The sequence below is a fragment of the Kangiella profundi genome (genome assembly GCF_002838765.1).
Taxonomy (GTDB): domain Bacteria; phylum Pseudomonadota; class Gammaproteobacteria; order Enterobacterales; family Kangiellaceae; genus Kangiella; species Kangiella profundi.
On record NZ_CP025120.1, the window covers coordinates 812,751 to 830,621 of the forward strand.

Consider the following 17,871-nt stretch of genomic DNA (forward strand, 5'->3'; position numbering starts at 1 on the left):
CAAGGCCTTCAGGCCCGTTTTTGTATTGGTGAAATTTTTATATTGTAGTTTGTGGTGTTTATGAGCAGAGCTAGCTGCTCGCAATAATTTAAGTTGGGTTAGGCTTATGACCAAGTACGTATTTGTTACCGGTGGTGTTGTTTCTTCTTTGGGTAAGGGTATTGCGGCTGCTTCGATTGCTGCATTGCTGGAGTCGCGTGGTCTTAAAGTGACCATGTTGAAACTGGATCCTTATATTAACGTTGACCCCGGCACCATGAGCCCATTCCAGCATGGTGAGGTGTTTGTCACCGAAGATGGTGCAGAAACCGATATGGATCTGGGCCATTACGAGCGTTTTGTGCGTACCCGCATGCATCAACGCAACAATTTTACGACTGGCCGTGTTTACTCTGATGTTCTTAAAAAAGAGCGCCGCGGTGACTATCTAGGCGGTACGGTTCAGGTAATCCCTCATATCACTGACGAAATAAAGCATAAAATTATTGAAGGTGCTAAAGGCGCCGATATCGCTATGGTTGAAATCGGCGGTACTGTGGGCGACATCGAATCATTACCGTTCATGGAAGCAATTCGTCAGTTACGTTTTGAAGTGGGCAAAGAAAATGCCATGTTTGTGCATCTAACACTATTGCCATTCATTGCCACTGCCGGCGAGCTGAAAACCAAGCCTACTCAGCACTCAGTGAAAGAATTACGCTCGATTGGTATCCAGCCAGATATGTTGATCTGCCGTTCCGATCGTTCGATTCCAGCGGGTGAGCGAGCTAAAATTGCACTATTTACCAACGTAAAAGAGCGTGCGGTTGTTTCGTTACAGGACGTTGATAGCATTTACCGTATTCCTTCTATCCTTCTTAATCAGCATGTTGATGATTTCATTCTTGAGCGTTTTGAGCTGAAAGCAGCAGAAGCTGATTTGTCTGAATGGGAAGAAGTTTTATACCGTGAAGCCAACCCGAAGGGCGAAGTAAATATCGCCATGGTGGGTAAGTACATGGATTTAACCGAAGCTTATAAATCATTGACGGAAGCGTTAAAGCACGCTGGCTTACAGACTCGCCAATCGGTCAAAATTCACTATATTGACTCGCAGGATATCGAAAAGAAGGGCACCGTCTTACTGAAAGATATGGATGCGATTCTCATTCCTGGTGGTTTCGGTGAGCGTGGCGTTGAAGGCAAAATTGCTACAGCACAGTATGCGCGTGAAAACAAAATCCCATACCTTGGTATTTGCCTGGGTATGCAGGTGGCTGTGATTGAGTATGCTCGTCATAAAGCTGGCCTTGAAAATGCTAACAGCTCAGAATTTAATCCTGAAAGCCCGTACCCTGTTATCGGCTTAATCACCGAGTGGATCAACCGTGATGGATCTAAAGAAGAACGAGGTGATGATTCGGATTTGGGTGGCACCATGCGACTTGGTGCACAACCAGCTGACATCAAGAAGGGAACTAAAGCGTTCGACATCTACCAAAGTGAAGTGATAAACGAGCGTCATCGCCACCGTTACGAAGTTAACAATAACTTGCTGCCAAAGCTTGAAGAGGCTGGCCTTGTGGTATCATGTACCTCTACTGAAAAGCATTTGGTAGAGATGGTAGAGTTGAAAGATCACCCTTGGTATGTGGCTTGTCAGTTCCACCCGGAGTTCACTTCGACGCCTCGCGATGGGCATCCGTTGTTCAGTGCATTCGTGAACGCGGCGAAAGATTACCATGCGAAACAAACTGCTGGTTAATCAAATAGTTATTAAGGTAAGACTGGTTAATAAGGTGAAAGTATGAAATTACTGGATTGGGAAGTTGGTCTGGATCAACCATTTTTCTTAATTTGTGGTCCATGTGTCATTGAAAGCGAACAGCTGGCGATTGATACAGCGGGCTTCATGAAAGAAATGACTGACAGATTGGGCATTCCTTATATTTACAAATCATCGTTTGATAAAGCGAATCGCTCATCCAGTAAAAGCTTCCGTGGGCCAGGCCTTGAAGAAGGTTTGCGTATTCTGCAAAAAGTCAAAGATCAGGTCGGCGTTCCGGTATTAACCGATGTACATGAAGATACGCCGATTAACGAAGTGGCGGATGTGGTCGATGTGATGCAAACGCCTGCTTTCCTGTGTCGTCAAACTAATTTCATTCGTAAAGTGTGTGAGCCAGGCATTCCGGTTAACATCAAAAAAGGTCAGTTTTTATCGCCATGGGACATGAAGAACGTGGTTGATAAGGCGCGCGAAACCGGTAACCAGAACATTATGGTTTGCGAGCGCGGTGTTTCCTTTGGGTACAACAATCTGGTATCGGATATGCGTTCACTGTCGATTATGCGCGATACTGGTTGTCCTGTGGTGTATGACGCGACCCATTCCGCACAGTTACCGGGCGGGCAAGGTTCTTCTTCTGGTGGCTTGCGTGATGTGATTCCTGTTTTGGCCCGTGCTGCGATTGCCGCTGGCGTTTCTGGTGTATTCATGGAATCACACCCGAATCCTGAAGTGGCAAAATGCGATGGCCCTAACTCTTTCCCCATGTATCGCATCGAAGAAATGCTACGCGTCATGAAAGAGCTGGATGATGTGGTGAAAAAGGCCGGCTACATTGAGGATTCGATCCACGAGTTTGGTAAGGGCGACTTGCTATAAATTTCAAACACTCCTGTCCGCAGGAGTGTTTTTTTATGTCTATTCGATTTTTTTCTTTATTTAGGTTTTAGTTGAAACAATTTAAGAGGGTATTGGCTTGAAAATTACAGATATCATCGGTCGCGAAGTATTGGACTCACGCGGCAATCCAACAGTTGAAGCAGAAGTGGTGTTAGAAAATGGCGTGCGCGCTATGGCATGTTCACCATCAGGCGCATCAACCGGTTCACGCGAAGCATTGGAATTGCGTGATGGTGATAAATCTCGTTACCTGGGCAAGGGCGTATTGAAAGCCGTTGGCCACGTTAACAATGAAATCAAGTCAACCTTAGTTGGCAAAGATGCAACCGATCAGGCTGTCATTGATCAGGTTATGCTTGATCTGGATGGTACTGAAAATAAAGAGAAATTAGGTGCAAATGCGATTCTTGCCGTGTCTTTGGCGAATGCAAAAGCAGCAGCGCAAGCATTGGGCAAACCTTTGTATGAACACATCAACCGTGATGGTAAGTTTGCGATGCCAGTACCGATGATGAACATCATCAATGGTGGTGAGCACGCTGATAATAACGTGGATATTCAAGAGTTTATGGTCATGCCGGTTGGCGCACCAACCTTCTCAGAAGCATTGCGTATGGGTGCTGAAATCTTCCACAACTTGCGTAAAGTGTTGCAAGAAAAAGGTTTGAACACTGCGGTAGGTGACGAAGGTGGCTTCGCCCCGGATTTGGGTTCAAACGAAGAAGCTATTCAGGCTATTGTTGAAGCGGTTGATCGTGCCGGTTACAAATTGGGTGACGATGTGGCCTTAGCGCTGGATATTGCTTCAAGCGAATTCTACAAAGATGGCAAGTACCACTTAAGTGGTGAAGGCAAGGTATTAACTTCAGCAGAATTTGCTGATTACCTGGCCGACTGGGTTGAGCGCTACCCAATTGTATCGATTGAAGACGGTATGGACGAAAGTGACTGGGAAGGTTGGAAATTGTTGACTGATAAAATTGGCAGCAAGTGTCAGTTAGTGGGCGATGACTTGTTCGTGACCAACACTAAAATCTTATCGAAAGGTATTGAGCAGGGCGTTGCCAACTCTATTTTGATTAAAGTTAACCAGATTGGTACTTTGACTGAAACCTTGGCAGCGATTGATATGGCACATAAAGCTGGCTATACCGCTGTGATTTCTCACCGTTCTGGTGAAACTGAAGATACAACTATCGCGGACTTGGCTGTTGCTACTGCTGCTGGTCAGATTAAGACCGGTTCACTGTGCCGTTCTGATCGCGTTGCCAAGTACAATCAATTGTTGCGCATCGAGTCAGCGTTGGGTGAAAAAGCACCTTACCCTGGCAAGAAAGCCTTCAAGTTCTAATAAACTATAGCCTTATGGGGCAAGTAAGTACTATCATTTTAGCTTTATTTGCCCCACCTTTTCTGGCATTGTTACGTTTATGAAATGGGTAGCCCTGACATTACTGGTTGTTTTAGCCAGCCTTCAATACCGAATGTGGTTCGGGCAAACCTCTTTTCGAGAAATAAAACAGCAAGAAGCCAGAATAGAGCTCGTCAAATCAGAAAACGCAGAACTCGCTTTGCGTAATCAGAAAATCCTCGCTGAAATCCATGACTTAAGAGAAGGCACTGACGCCATTGAGGAACGTGCCCGTTATCAGCTTGGCATGATAAAAGAGGGTGAAACCTTTTTCCGTATCCTCGATTCTCGTCAAGGTTCTCCTCAAGAGCAGCCTTAAGACTCAAACTCTATGAATGACAACAAAACCAAGATTTGGGCATTGATTCCAGCTGCTGGGATTGGCAGTCGTATGAAGGCAGAACTGCCCAAGCAGTACCTTGAAATTGATGGCAAAACCATTCTTGAGCATAGCCTTTCCAAGTTTCTGGATCATCCTTCAATTGAAAAAGTCGTTGTGGCTTTAAACCCCGAAGATAAACACTGGTCAAAACTCAAAGTTGCAAACCACCCGAAAATTAAAACTGTAGAAGGCGGAGCGACTCGGGCAGAGTCAGTGCTTAATGGTTTAAAGGCCATTCAACAGCACGATGGTGCAAATGATTGGGTGATGGTCCACGATGCGGCCAGACCCTGCCTAGATAGCGGTAGTGTTGATGCGTTGATTCAGGCTGGAAAGGATTCCGAGCACGGAGCTATTCTGGCAATACCCTCTGTTGATACAGTCAAACTGGCAAATGCCAATCAAACGATTGATAAAACGCTTAACCGCGAACAAATCTGGCTGGCACAGACACCTCAGTATTTCCAAGTGGGACAATTAGCAGATGCAATTGTTGCAGGCTTGAAACAAGGATTGCCCATAACCGATGAAGCTTCAGCCATTGAAGCTCAAGGCATGCACCCCGCTTTGGTCATTGGCACCCGTAAAAACATTAAGGTAACTGAGCCGGAAGATATGATGCTAGCCTCGGTGTGGTTGGCGGGGATGTGATTTTCTATTCTTTACTATTCCTAGGCATACCTTGAGATTTTGGCTTCTCTTTTACGCAAAGATAATTACTTTAATTGAGCGTTTCGCTCCTCAGCGAGTCCCTTTTACAGAATACTTCCCTGTATTCTGCTAAAGCCAGCGTCGCTCCTCTCCGCTGTTCAAATTTGCTCCAGACAAATTTGTCTTTGCCTTAGGGACCACAAAATCGTCAGGAACGATTTTGAATAGCGAAGCTAGCCCGAAGGGTGAAGTACAAGGATGTACTTCATAAAAGAAAGGACACCCCGAGATTGAGGTTTCGCTTCGCTTAACTTCCTTCGTATCCGTCAAGCCATTAACGCACCGTAAAATACGTTCCATCCCTGGTCCGAATTTTACTATTCAAAACTTCCTGTTTTGAATTGCTATGCCTTGCTTACTACTCAGCTCAATCTAAGGGGGGATTGGAGCAAGCCTGTTGGGTGAGCCCTTACAAGCAACTTAATTTAATATTACGATTAAATATCAGTAACACTGTTGACACCTCACATCGGATAGGTTTTAATCAGCCACATGAATACAGTAACGACGCAAATTCACCACCATCACCACCATTCAAACCGATTGGCGGTGTTGCTTTATGTGTGAAATTTACTGTTAAGAATTTCTAAAAGCCCCGCCAACTAGCGGGGCTTTTTTTATGCCTGTAACTTTTAAAATGAACTTTTAATACTGATTACTGAAACTGAATAGACGAGAAAAACATGTTTTTAAACAAGAGCTTACATCATCATCACCATCATACACTGCGCGAGCGACGGTGGTGGTGCTTTTGTTTGAGACTTTTGTAAGAAACAGCTAAGACACCCAGGTTTAAGAACCCCGTTGCTCCGAAAGGTCAACGGGGTTTTTTATTGGTTTAACGATTTGAAAATTTAAATATTGAATATTAGGAGAAATGACATGGCTTTAAAAATGGTAATCCCAAAAGGCAAGTTGTACGACAAAGTTGCAGAGTTGCTTTCAGATATTGGGCTGACACTGGTAGGTGATAGCCGAAACTACCGTCCACAACTCTTTGGATGCGATATCGAGGTAAAGCTGCTGAAAAGTCAGAACATTCCTGAAATGGTGGCACTGGGTCAACACGATATTGGGTTTGCTGGTATGGATTGGATCCTGGAACAGGAAGCTGACGTTGAGGTGCTTGAGGATTTAGGCTTCAACCCGGTAAAGCTGGTTTCCTGTATTCCCGAAGAGTGGGACTGGAATGAAGTGAAGCAACGAAAAATCATTGTCGCTTCAGAGTATAAGAAGATTTCGGCTCAATATCTCAATAAATTAGGCATCCAATATCAACTACTTCGGGCCTATGGTGCTACTGAAGTATTCCCGCCTGAAGATGCCGACATGGTTATCGACAATACCAGTACCGGCTCAACCATTCGCGCTAACCGATTAAAGATTGTCGATACGGTTATGGAAAGCTCAACCCAGTTTATTGCCAACAAATCCGTGCTTGATGATCCGGAGAAACGTAAACAGATTGATGATCTTTTATTGCTGATGCGCGGTGTCTTGAACGGTCGTAAGCGTGTATTGCTGGAAATGAATTGTTCAGAAGAAAGTATCGACAGAGTGGTTGCTTTATTACCTGCAATGAGAGCGCCAACGGTTAGTCGTCTCTACAACGCCGATGGCTTTGCGATTAAAGCAGCGATTGAGCGCAAGCTAATCAAAGACTTGTTGCCGAAACTCATTACTGCGGGGGCGACCGATATTTTAGAAACGCCAATCCGTAAAGTGCTTTAAGACGCTGATTGAAGGATTAGAGTTATGAATATGCAAGAAACTAGAATCGAGCCTTTAAAGCTCGATTTTAATGAGCGGGCGGATCGTTTCCCAGCCTGGCTTGATATCACTAAGCTATCTCCACAAAACTATTGGCGTTATCCGGATCAGACTGATCTCAAGCAGCAGATGAGTAAACAGTTTGGTCTGCTACCTGAGCAGATTATGGTGACCAATGGAGGGGATGAAGCGATTGAAATTATGTTTAAGGTTGCCAGTCTTGAGCAGAAGGAACTGATCATCCCGATGCCAGCGTTTAGTCAGTACCTGTCGGGAATTAAAGTATGGAACAGTAAAGCACAACTTATTCCAGCTCAGGATAATCAGTCAATTGATCTGGAAGCGAGCCTCAGAGCTTTAACCGAGAATAGCATACTGGTCTTAACCAGTCCTAATAATCCAACGGGTGAAACACTTGCGTTGGATGTCATTAGATATGCTTGTCAAAAGGCTAGAGAAAAGGGAGCAGAGGTATTTCTCGATCAGGCTTACATCGAATTTACAGGACTGGCTATAGAGTCACTTTCTTTGCTTGAAGAGTTCGATAACTTGATTGTGTTAAGAACTCTGTCAAAAGCATACGGACTGGCTGGAATTCGTTGTGGTTATCTGTTGGGTAATGAATCCCTCATTAAGCGTTTCACGGATCGCAAGATGCCGTTCAATGTTCCTCAGCCCACTTTAGAAATTGCGCGTCAGGCATTCTCGCCGGAAGCTCAGAATGATGTAGCTGATTTCAGCCAGCAAATTGCACATAACCGCGATCAGTTAGTGCAATTTTTACGGCAAAGAGGTTTGAACGTATTAGATAGCGAAGCAAACTTCATTCTGATAATCGATGCACCCGACCGACTGCAATTAATTAAAGCAGCCTGTGAGCAAAACAATATTCAGATCAAAACTGATTTGGTTGGGCTTGAATTTAATAAACAGGATTTACAGGAGAAATCAGCAATCCGTATTGCTATCCCTTATGAGCTACAGCCATTACGTCAGGCTCTCAGTCTTGCTCTGCAGCCGGAGCTCATCTGTTTTGATATGGATGGGGTTTTAATTGACACCAGTAAAAGTTATGACGCTGCCATCAAGAAAACAGTTGAGTATTTTGTTGGTACACAACCAGCTCAACAGGCCATCGACACATTACGTTCACGTGGTGGATTTAATAATGATTGGGTTCTGACTTATGAGCTGATTAAGCAGAACACTAATGATGTCGTTCCAGAGTATGAGGAGGTTGTCGAACAATTTCAGATTTTGTATTTAGGTAGCGACGGTGACGCAGGTTTGAATCAATTGGAAGAGGCCATGCTCAACTCAGAGTTATGCACACAGATTTTTGTACAAAACAGTAAGTCGATCAAAACAGCAGTTGTTACTGGTCGTCCCCGTGACGAGGCAGAAATTGGCTTACGGCTGTTAGGCATTCGCAATACATTCTTAGTCAGTGACTGCGATGTTATTGAGTCGAAACCTGCGCCTGAGGGTATCAATCAATGTAAAGCTTATTATGGCGCCACTTATTGCTGGATGTTGGGTGATACTCCTGATGACATTCAGGCTGCGAAGGCGGCTGGTGCATTAGCAATAGGCGTTAGCACTAAAGAGAACGAACAGAACTTATATCAAGCGGGTGCCGATCTCGTCGTGGCATCGGTGAATGAATTAGAGAGGTTGTTATGAGTGACACAAAGAAGCAAAGCTCGGTTGTTTCCATTGTCCGTCAGACAAAAGAAACCGCCATTCGTTTGGAACTTAATGTCTATGGCCAACAGAAACTTAAGATCAATACCGGTCTGCCTTTCTTCGACCACATGCTGACCCAGCTAGCATTGCACGCGGGTTGGGATCTCAACCTTGAAGCCAATGGTGATTTAGAAGTTGATGACCACCACTTGATTGAGGATGTGGCGATTTGTTTAGGTCAGGCATTGCAACAGGCCTGGCGCGAGCAGGAGTCGATAACACGATATGGCCAGCGTTTATTGCCGATGGACGCTAGTCTGATCATGGTCGCGGTTGATGTTTGTGGGCGTGGTTATGGAATAACAGATCTACCTTTTACACGCGAAATGATAGGCAACATTGCTACTGAAATGTGGAAACACTTTTTCTATACCTTCGCGATTAATGCGCAAATCAGTTTGCACATTAAAGCAGAGTATTTTGATAATAATCACCACTTAATCGAAGCTAGCTTTAAGGGCCTGGCATTTGCACTGCGGGAAGCACTGACTCCAAAACAAGGCGCTAATAGCTCCAAGGGTAGCTTATGAGCGATTCGACAGTAACAGACTTTGTGCCATTGGTAGGAGTCATTAATACTGGTGCAGGTAATTTGTATAGCCTTAACGGTTGCTTGAGGCGCATAGGTTATGAACCAGTAACCATTAATTCACCAGAAGATATGCAGGGTAAAGCTATCTCGGCTTTGATCATTCCGGGGCAGGGGCGCTTCGGTACCGTGATGTCGAACTTGCGAAACAGTGGACTCGATAAGCTCATCAGTGACTGGTATCAGGGCGACAAAAAAGTGATCGGTATCTGTGTCGGCCTGCAGGTGTTATTTGAAGATTCAGAAGAAGACACTGGCATCAAAGGACTCGGTATTTTTCAAGGCAAGGTCACTCGCTTAAAAAGCCCAAAGCAACCGATGGTGGGTTGGGCTGATGTGCAATCAGAGCAAGAATGGTTAAGCCGAAAAACACTCTACTTTGTCAACAGTTACGGCGTTACAGAGTGTGAACAGACAATTGCCAAAGTCACCTATGGTGAAACCTTTGTTGCTGCTATCGCGAGTAAACAATTAGTGGCATTCCAATGCCATCCTGAAAAATCAGGAATCGCAGGAGAAGAGGTGTTAAAGCAATGTCTGAGTTGATCAAAAAAAACGAACAGGGCCTCAAATCGCGAGTCATTGTCTGCTTGGATGTGGCGCATGGCCGGGTAGTCAAAGGGGTCAATTTCAAGGGCCTTCAGGACATGGGCGATCCGGTTGAACTGGCTATTCGTTATCAGGAGCAGGGAGCTGATGAAATTGTGTTTCTGGATATCAAGGCGACTTTGGAACAACGAGCTAATGCGCTGGAAACCGTTACCCGTGTTGCCGAAAATTTATCGATCCCTTTCACCGTCGGTGGCGGATTGAATACCTATACTGATGTTGCTCAGTTTTTAAATGCTGGTGCCGATAAGGTGGCGCTCAATAGTGCGGCGGTTAAAAATCCTGAGCTAATCGATCAAATTGCCAAAGGGTTTGGTTCGCAATGTGTGGTAGTTGCAGTCGATCTTAATCAAGAAGTTTCAAATGGTGATTATCGGGTCTATATCAATGGTGGCAATACATCCACTGAACTGGATGCAATGCAATGGCTTGCGGAAGTTGAGAAGCGTGGTGCAGGGGAAGTATTACTGACCGCCATGCATCGTGATGGGACCGGACTCGGTTTTGATAATGAACTGATGGGTAAAGTGAGCAAACAATTGGGTATCCAGGTTATTGCTTCCGGCGGTGCCTGTAAACCTGGACATTTTACCGAAACGTTTCTGTCCGGAAGTGATGCTGCATTGGCTGCAGGAATGTTCCATCGTGGTGAGTTTACGGTGGATCAGGTTAAACAAGAATTGCTCAATAACGGTGTAGCCGTTCGCATTGAAAAGCAAAATGATTAAAGGGTAAAAAGTAATGTTAATTCCAAGTATTGATCTTCTCGACGGTAAAGCTGTGCAGTTACAGCAGGGCGATGCATCACGTAAAATTGTTGAGAAGGAAAATCTGTTTGAACTGCTAGAAGAGTTTTCTCTGTATGGAGAAGTAGCCATTATTGACTTAAATGCCGCATTAGGCAGGGGCGATAATAAAGCTTTAATCAAGCAGCTAATCAAAAAGTTCCCATGCCGAGTGGGAGGTGGCATTCGCAACTATGAAACGGCAAGAGACTATCTGTCCAGCGGTGCTAAGAAAATTATTCTGGGTACCAGTTGCCGTGAGGACTTTGTCAAAAAGCTTCCTCGGGCTCAACTGATTTTTGCGATTGATGCGAAAGGTGATGACTGGGTGACACACGGATGGCAGTCTTCTTCTGATAATAAAGTGGCCGCCATGATTGATGAGCTACAGGATAACTGCTCAGAGTTTCTTTATACCCAGGTGGAAAAAGAAGGCATGATGCAGGGTATCGATCGCGAGCGCATAAAGCAGGTCATTGAGCAATCGAAAATTCCTGTCACTGTTGCCGGTGGTATTACCGATCTGGATGATATTCAGTTCATTAATAAGCTTGGTGCAAACAGCCAGCTAGGGATGTCGATTTATACCGGCAAACTGAAACTAGATGAAGCTGTGATGGCCTGTCTGGATTTTAATAAGGCGCCATTAATCCCAACCATTGTTCAGGATATTGAAACCGATAAGATTCTGATGCTGGCTTATTCTACAAAGGAATCATTGCAAGCTGCCATGAGCAAGCGAAAAGGGATTTATTTCAGTCGATCACGTAACGAACTGTGGGAGAAAGGTCTCACTAGCGGCAATCAGCAGCAGTTGATTAACATCGACTATGATTGTGATGGCGATACGTTGATCTTTAAAGTTCAGCAAAAAGGTAATGCCTGTCACTTTGAGCGCTATAGCTGTTTTTCTGGTCAGTCAGCCAACTTTGATTTAGCGGCACTTGACCGTGTTTTCGAGCAGCGTATGCAAACTTCAGAAGTTAAAACTTTTAGTCAAAAGTTATTGGCCAGTGATGAGCTACAGCAGGAGAAACTGCGCGAGGAATGCGAAGAACTAATCGAAGCCAATGAGTTGGATGAAGTGCGCTGGGAAGCGGCCGATTTAATTTTCTTTGCATTGGCACGAGCCAAATCAAAAGGCGTAGCTGCCAGCGATATTATTAATGAACTAGGAGCGCGTAATGGCGGATAAATCTTTAATACAATGCGCTTCTAACTGGAAGCGTCCGAATCTGACTCAGTCTCCAGAGCTGTTCCAGCAGGTAGCAAAATTATTGAAGGAGATTGAGACGGGTGGTGACTTGGCGATTGATAACCTCAGTAAACGATTTGATGGTTATCAACCTCGTAAGATTATTCTTAAACCTTATCGTGAATACGAGCTTGAACCACTACTATTACACTCGATAGAGCAGGCGGCGCAACGTATTGAAGCTTTTTGTCAGCTACAAAAAAACTCATTACAACCCCAGCAAATTGAAGAAAAAGGTGGTGTGTTCGGTTTTCAGTATGGTCCGATAGAAGCGATTGGAGCCTATATCCCCGGCGGTCGCTTTCCGCTGATATCCACCGCTTTGATGACGTTAATTCCAGCTCGAATTGCTGGTTGCGAACGCCGTGTAGCCTGTTCGCCATCGGTGCACCCTGCCATTTTAGCCGCTGCGTCTTTGGCTGGAGCGACAGAGTTCTGGCAAATTGGCGGTGCCCAGGCGGTGGCAGCAATGGCTTATGGTTATCAAACGATGTTACCGGTGCAGATGGTGGTGGGGCCTGGTAATCAGTATGTGAATGTGGCAAAGCAACTGTTGCAGAGTCGAATCAAAATTGACGTTGCCGCTGGCCCTAGTGAGCTGCTTATTCTGGCTAATGGGCAGGCTAACCAAGAGTGGCTGATTGCAGATATGGCCGCGCAGGCTGAGCATGATCCGCAGGCACAAAGCGTTCTGGTTAGCGATGATGTGGAATTTCTACAAGCTATTGAGCAGCAGCTGCTAGCTGATGATGAATTGAATAAGCTTCTAAAGCACGAGCAGATTGTGTTATTGCAAGCAACCGACAGTGAAGCCATGATCCGTTTCAGCAATCGCTATGCGCCTGAACACTTATTGTTAGCGGATGATCGTATAGAGTCATCGCAATTAAAACATTATGGCTCACTGTTTATTGGACAAAACAGTGCTGTAGCTTTCGGGGATTATTGCGCAGGCCCAAACCACACGCTACCCACAATGGGCAGTGCAAACCGCTCCAGTGGCTTATGTGTGCAGAGCTTCATGAATATTCAGTCCTACCAGAAAATTTCAGATCAGGGGCGTTTGCAATTGGCTGAGATTGGTCGCCCGCTGGCTGAAGCGGAGCAATTGGTTTGGCATGAACGCAGTATGCAGGTAAGATCCTAACAACTAATTTTCATTAAGCGCAATTGTTGGGATGGTTATGTTTCGAATTGGTCATGGTTATGACGTTCATAAATTTGGTGGTGACAGCCCATTAATATTGGGCGGCGTTGAGTTTCCGGGTGAGCAGGGTTTGCTTGCTCATTCGGACGGTGATGTTGTATTACACGCTGTCTGTGATGCCCTGTTGGGTGCAATTGCTAAAGGTGATATTGGCCATCATTTTCCAGATACCGATGAAAAATTCGCCGGAGCCGACAGTCGTGGATTATTAGTTGCTGTCATGCAGCAGGTCCATGACGAAGGTTACGAGTTAGGAAATCTGGATGTCACTATTGTGGCGCAAGCACCGAAAATGGCTTCAAAAATTCCTGATATGCGTCAGGTTATTGCAGATGTCTGCAAAGTCGAGTTAAACCAGGTCAACGTGAAAGCCACCACCACCGAGAAGCTTGGCTTTATCGGGCGCAAAGAAGGCATTGCGGTTCATTCTGTGTGCTTGCTGCAATCTAAAAGCAGTGCAGCTTAAGATGGAAATCAAATTATACGACTGGCCTCGAGCCTATGGCGCTCCTTTAGCCTCAGCGACTTTTCGTCAACAGCTTAGTGATTTTTGTGTCGACGAAGAGCTTCGTTTCGAACCTTCAGGAGAGGGCGCTCACCATTTACTGCTCATCGAAAAGCGCAATATCAATACTGATATCGTGTGTCATAAATTACGTCGTTTTGCTGAGGTTAATCCAACCGATATTGGCTATGCCGGGAAAAAAGATCGCTTCGCGATTGCCAGACAATGGTTCAGTGTTCAATTGCCATTGTTGAAAGAGATTGACTGGACTGAGTTTAATGATGATGAAGTGACAGTTCTGAAAATGACCCGTCACGATAAAAAGTTACGCATTGGCGCGGTCAAACAGAATCACTTCAAAATAACGCTTCGTGTTATTAGCTTTAAAGAAGGATCGGATAAGAATTCGCTTGAGCAGCGAATAGCCCAGATCCAGCAACATGGCTTCGCCAACTATTATGGTGAGCAGCGCTTTGGGCGGAATGGCGATAACTTAGCGCGTGGCGTCGATTTATTATTGGCCAACAAAAAGCTCAAGAATCGAAACCTTCAAGGCTTGCTCTTTTCTGCGGTTCGTTCCTTCCTGTTTAATGAGGTTGTTGCTAAACGTATTGAAGCAGGACAATTTACTGAGCTGCTGGATGGTGATTATGTCCAGCTTGATGGTTCCGAAAGTGGCTTTACTGTTCAGGATTTATCGCAGGAGTTACCTCGCTTCACCGCAAAGGATATTCATCCTACAGCGCCAATGCCAGGACGTGGTCGTTCGCAAGTTCTGGCGCAGGCAGCAGAATTTGAGAATGAAGTTTTGGAGCCGTTTCAGCCGATCATTGATGCACTGGAACGGAAAGGTCTCAATGGTGAGCGACGAGCAATTCGTGTATTCCCTCAAAATGTCATCTTGCAATGGCAAAATGAGAATACCCTGGAACTTTCTTTCAGTCTGCCGAAAGGGGCATTTGCCACCAGTCTGTTGCGGGAATTATTTGAACTGAACATTGATAAACCAGACACTTTTAACGATTAAACAAAGAATGTTATGAAAATATTGCTGAGTAATGATGACGGCTTTTTTGCGCCGGGAATTAATGCCTTATACGACCATTTGCAGCGTATTGCGCAGGTTACTGTGGTTGCGCCTGACCGCAATCGCAGTGGGGCCAGTAACTCACTGACGCTGGATCATCCTATTCGCGCATGGCAAACCGAGCGTGGTTTTTATGCGGTAACCGGAACTCCAACTGACTGCGTGCACTTGGGTACTCACCATCTAATGGGCGCGGCGCCGGATATGGTAGTTGCTGGGATTAATACCGGGGCTAATCTGGGCGATGATACCCTTTATTCCGGCACGGTTGCTGCTGCGATGGAGGGCCGAGCTCTTGGCTATACGGCAGTTGCCGTGTCACTGGTGGGACACAATTGCCAGCATTATGATACAGCTGCCAGAGTTGCCGTCGAAATAATTGAGGGTTTAATAGAGCATCCTCTGGGTAAGGATCGGGTGCTGAATATCAATGTTCCAGACCTGCCATACAACGAATTGAAAGGAATTAAGTTAACGCGCTTGGGAAATCGTCACCGTGCTGATACTATTATTCCGGATAAGGATCCAAAAGGTCGCCAGGTCTATTGGCTTGGCCCTTTACCCAGCGGGCAAGATATTGGGGAAGGAACGGATTTTCATGCGGTTGAACATGGTTACGTTTCGATAACGCCTGTGAATGTGGATCTGACTGCGTATAACAGCTTTGATGAAGTGGAAGATTTTCTGGAGGCCTTTGACTCGCCTTTAACCACGAGCAAGTAATCATTTTAAAAGCTGGCGCGGAAACATAACTATTTTAGTAATAACAACAACATAGAACAGACAGACAACTATGAATGCAGCTCATTTTTCTGGCATAGGAATGACTTCAGCAAGAACGCGTGGCCGCCTGGTACAGCGTTTAATAGCCGAAGGCATTAGCAACCAGCAGGTTTTGAAAGCCATTGAAGACACGCCTCGTCACGTATTTATTGATGAGGGCTTATCCCACCGAGCCTATGAAGACACCGCGCTGCCAATTGGCATGGGGCAGACCATTTCTCAGCCTTATATTGTCGCTCGCATGACGCAGGCTTTGCTTGAATCGGGCTCGATGAATAAAGTTCTGGAAATTGGCACTGGTTGTGGTTATCAAACGGCCATTTTGTCTAAACTCTGCAAAACCGTATTTACTGTCGAGCGTATTCGCGCACTTCATATGCAGGCTAGAAAAACACTGGGCCAGTTGGGTATTCATAATGTTCAGTACCTTTTTGCCGATGGCTTCAATGGCTGGATGCAGAATGCTCCTTTCGATGCCATTATTGTTACCGCGGCTCCGGCTCAAATTCCTGAAAAATTGTTGGCACAACTGGCTGACGGTGGCCGCATGATTATTCCGGTGGGTCAGACTGAGACCGCACAGGAGCTGATTCTGGTGGAGCGTCAGGGCGATGAGTTCAAACAAACCGTGATTGAGAAAGTTAAATTTGTACCATTAGTTAGTGGCGTTGCTCGATGAATATTTTTACCAAGATGTACGACGCCTGTATGCGTTGGGCTCGTCATAAATACGCGGTTTATATTTTAGGTTTCATCAGTTTTATTGAATCTATCTTTTTTCCAATTCCTACAGCGGCAATGTTGGCGCCTATGGCCTTATCTACGCCGCATCGTGCTTTAAGTCTGGCTGGATTATCAACAGTAACTTCTGTACTAGGCGGCATAGTCGGGTATTTAATTGGGGCGTTAGCGTTTGAATCCTGGGTATTGCCGGCCATAGAAGAGTTTGGCTATCTACCGACTTATGAAAAAGCGGTAGTCTGGTTTGCCGACTTTGGCGTCTGGGTGGTCCTGATCGCAGGATTTTCTCCGGTGCCCTATAAAATCTTTACCCTGACCGCTGGTGCGCTCAGTATGGCTTTCCTGCCTTTTGTGTTGGCCTCTATCATTGCCCGAGCGGCACAATTTTACTTAATTGGTGGATTAGTGAAGTGGGGCGGGGAACCAATGCGGCATAAATTGCGTCAATATGTAGACTGGATTGGCTGGGGGTTCTTAATCCTTGCGGTCATAGCATACATTATCTATAAGTACGTGTAGCTTGTCATTGCGAGCGTAGCGTGGCAATCTCGTGACTGAGTACATCGAACATAAATAACTAATTGTAAAGCAAGGATTTTCAACGAAGGCATGCGACAGGAAACCAAAGAGATACTAAAGCGTTCAGCGATTCGCTCCCTATGGATTGTCGCTATTGTCTTTGTGGTTTTTTGGTTACAGGGTTGCGGTAATGAACGTCTGGCGCCGGTAGAAGAAAGAGAAGCCAATAACCATAAGGCGCAGCTCCACAGTTTCTACCCTCCCTCAGAAGTTGATAACAGTCAGCAATACTACTACGTTCGCCCTGGAGACACCTTATACTCCATCGCCTTTCGTTATGGTCTTGATTACAACATTTTGGCTCAGGCCAATGATATCGACAGCAACTACACCATTCATGCGGGCCAACGCCTGAACTTGCAAAGAGCACGTGATATTACCCCTGCGGAAGACTATGAAGTGGCTGGCACAGAGCCGCCAGGCTCGGAGTTATCAACGGATGCATCGCGTCGCACGCCAGTCTCGGTTGCCAGAAGACCGGTTGCTGAAGTGCCTAGAACCCCAACTACCAATCAAACTGCATCTAGAACGCAACCAAGCACTCAGCCAACGCAGCCTGTGGTGCGGCAGGAACCTAAAAAAGAACCAAAGAAGGAACCTATTGGCACCACCAATACTAGCGGTGGCAGCAAGGAGCCAATCGCCTATACACCTAACTCACCGGTCAAATACTGGATGTGGCCGACCATGGGCCAAATCCTACAAGGCTTCTCAGGCGCAAGTAAAAGTTCCAAAGGCATCGATATAGCCGGTAATTTGGGCGATCCGGTAAGAGCTGCCGCCGCAGGGCGAGTAGTCTACGCAGGCCGAGGTCTACGTGGTTACGGCAACCTCGTCATAGTCAAACACAACAACGACTTCATTAGCGCCTACGCCCACAATCGAATCCTGTTGGTCAAAGAAAACGAAATCATCAAAGCCGGCCAGAAAATCGCCGAAGTCGGTAACACCGACAGTGAAGTCCCTAAACTTCACTTTGAAATACGCTTCAAAGGCAAGCCCGTTGACCCAATGCGTTATTTGCCGAAGCGGTAGAAGGAATA

18 protein-coding genes are annotated in these 17,871 nt (G+C 45.7%); all 18 read left to right on the plus strand.

The window, feature by feature from the left end:
* Positions 1–106: 106 nt before the first annotated feature.
* The 18 genes from CW740_RS03895 (at position 107) to CW740_RS03980 (ending at position 17,863) form a co-directional block, all read left to right on the plus strand.
* Positions 107–1,744, plus strand: a complete 1,638-nt coding sequence (locus tag CW740_RS03895; RefSeq protein WP_106646309.1) for a CTP synthase — start codon at positions 107–109, stop codon at positions 1,742–1,744.
* 42 nt (positions 1,745–1,786) lie between these two features.
* Positions 1,787–2,647 carry a 3-deoxy-8-phosphooctulonate synthase gene (gene kdsA, locus CW740_RS03900; RefSeq protein WP_106646310.1) on the plus strand — a complete coding sequence of 287 codons (861 nt, stop codon included), beginning with the start codon at positions 1,787–1,789 and terminating at the stop codon, positions 2,645–2,647.
* A 97-nt stretch (positions 2,648–2,744) separates the two neighbouring features.
* Entirely contained in the window at positions 2,745–4,019 is a 1,275-nt protein-coding gene (gene eno / locus CW740_RS03905; RefSeq protein WP_106646311.1) for a phosphopyruvate hydratase, read from the plus strand.
* 79 nt (positions 4,020–4,098) lie between these two features.
* Positions 4,099–4,398: a cell division protein FtsB gene (ftsB, locus tag CW740_RS03910; protein WP_106646312.1), complete on the plus strand. Its 300-nt coding sequence runs from the start codon at positions 4,099–4,101 to the stop codon at positions 4,396–4,398.
* A 12-nt stretch (positions 4,399–4,410) separates the two neighbouring features.
* Positions 4,411–5,112, plus strand: a complete 702-nt coding sequence (ispD, locus tag CW740_RS03915; protein WP_106646313.1) for a 2-C-methyl-D-erythritol 4-phosphate cytidylyltransferase — start codon at positions 4,411–4,413, stop codon at positions 5,110–5,112.
* Between the two features lie 942 nt (positions 5,113–6,054).
* On the plus strand, positions 6,055–6,903 hold the full coding sequence (gene hisG / locus CW740_RS03920; RefSeq protein ID WP_106646314.1) for an ATP phosphoribosyltransferase: 849 nt from the start codon (positions 6,055–6,057) through the stop codon (positions 6,901–6,903).
* 24 nt (positions 6,904–6,927) lie between these two features.
* Positions 6,928–8,625, plus strand: coding sequence for an aminotransferase class I/II-fold pyridoxal phosphate-dependent enzyme (locus CW740_RS03925; protein ID WP_106646315.1), 1,698 nt, complete (start codon positions 6,928–6,930; stop codon positions 8,623–8,625).
* Complete coding sequence (gene hisB, locus CW740_RS03930; protein WP_106646316.1) at positions 8,622–9,218, plus strand: imidazoleglycerol-phosphate dehydratase HisB; 597 nt, start codon at positions 8,622–8,624, stop codon at positions 9,216–9,218. Before CW740_RS03925 ends, hisB begins: the two co-directional genes overlap by 4 nt.
* The gene (hisH, locus tag CW740_RS03935) at positions 9,215–9,823 is read left to right on the plus strand and encodes an imidazole glycerol phosphate synthase subunit HisH (RefSeq protein WP_106646317.1); all 609 of its coding nucleotides are present in this window, start codon (positions 9,215–9,217) and stop codon (positions 9,821–9,823) included. The genes hisB and hisH overlap by 4 nt, the downstream gene beginning before the upstream one ends.
* A complete protein-coding gene (hisF, locus tag CW740_RS03940) occupies positions 9,811–10,614 on the plus strand; it encodes an imidazole glycerol phosphate synthase subunit HisF (protein ID WP_106646318.1) in 804 nt (267 codons plus the stop codon). Before hisH ends, hisF begins: the two co-directional genes overlap by 13 nt.
* Before the next feature lie 13 nt (positions 10,615–10,627).
* Entirely contained in the window at positions 10,628–11,866 is a 1,239-nt protein-coding gene (locus CW740_RS03945) for a HisA/HisF-related TIM barrel protein (RefSeq protein ID WP_106646319.1), read from the plus strand.
* Positions 11,856–13,073 (plus strand): histidinol dehydrogenase, encoded by a 1,218-nt coding sequence (gene hisD / locus CW740_RS03950; RefSeq protein ID WP_106646320.1) that lies wholly within the window; start codon positions 11,856–11,858, stop codon positions 13,071–13,073. The genes CW740_RS03945 and hisD overlap by 11 nt, the downstream gene beginning before the upstream one ends.
* 37 nt (positions 13,074–13,110) lie before the next feature.
* The gene (ispF, locus tag CW740_RS03955) at positions 13,111–13,599 is read left to right on the plus strand and encodes a 2-C-methyl-D-erythritol 2,4-cyclodiphosphate synthase (protein ID WP_106646321.1); all 489 of its coding nucleotides are present in this window, start codon (positions 13,111–13,113) and stop codon (positions 13,597–13,599) included.
* Between the two features lies 1 nt (position 13,600).
* The gene (gene truD / locus CW740_RS03960) at positions 13,601–14,665 is read left to right on the plus strand and encodes a tRNA pseudouridine(13) synthase TruD (protein WP_106646322.1); all 1,065 of its coding nucleotides are present in this window, start codon (positions 13,601–13,603) and stop codon (positions 14,663–14,665) included.
* Between the two features lie 12 nt (positions 14,666–14,677).
* Positions 14,678–15,448 (plus strand): 5'/3'-nucleotidase SurE, encoded by a 771-nt coding sequence (surE, locus tag CW740_RS03965; RefSeq protein WP_106646323.1) that lies wholly within the window; start codon positions 14,678–14,680, stop codon positions 15,446–15,448.
* Between the two features lie 70 nt (positions 15,449–15,518).
* Positions 15,519–16,187, plus strand: a complete 669-nt coding sequence (locus CW740_RS03970; protein ID WP_106646324.1) for a protein-L-isoaspartate(D-aspartate) O-methyltransferase — start codon at positions 15,519–15,521, stop codon at positions 16,185–16,187.
* Positions 16,184–16,768, plus strand: a complete 585-nt coding sequence (locus tag CW740_RS03975) for a YqaA family protein (protein WP_106646325.1) — start codon at positions 16,184–16,186, stop codon at positions 16,766–16,768. Before CW740_RS03970 ends, CW740_RS03975 begins: the two co-directional genes overlap by 4 nt.
* Positions 16,769–16,858: 90 nt before the next feature.
* Entirely contained in the window at positions 16,859–17,863 is a 1,005-nt protein-coding gene (locus CW740_RS03980; protein ID WP_106646326.1) for a peptidoglycan DD-metalloendopeptidase family protein, read from the plus strand.
* Positions 17,864–17,871: the final 8 nt, after the last annotated feature.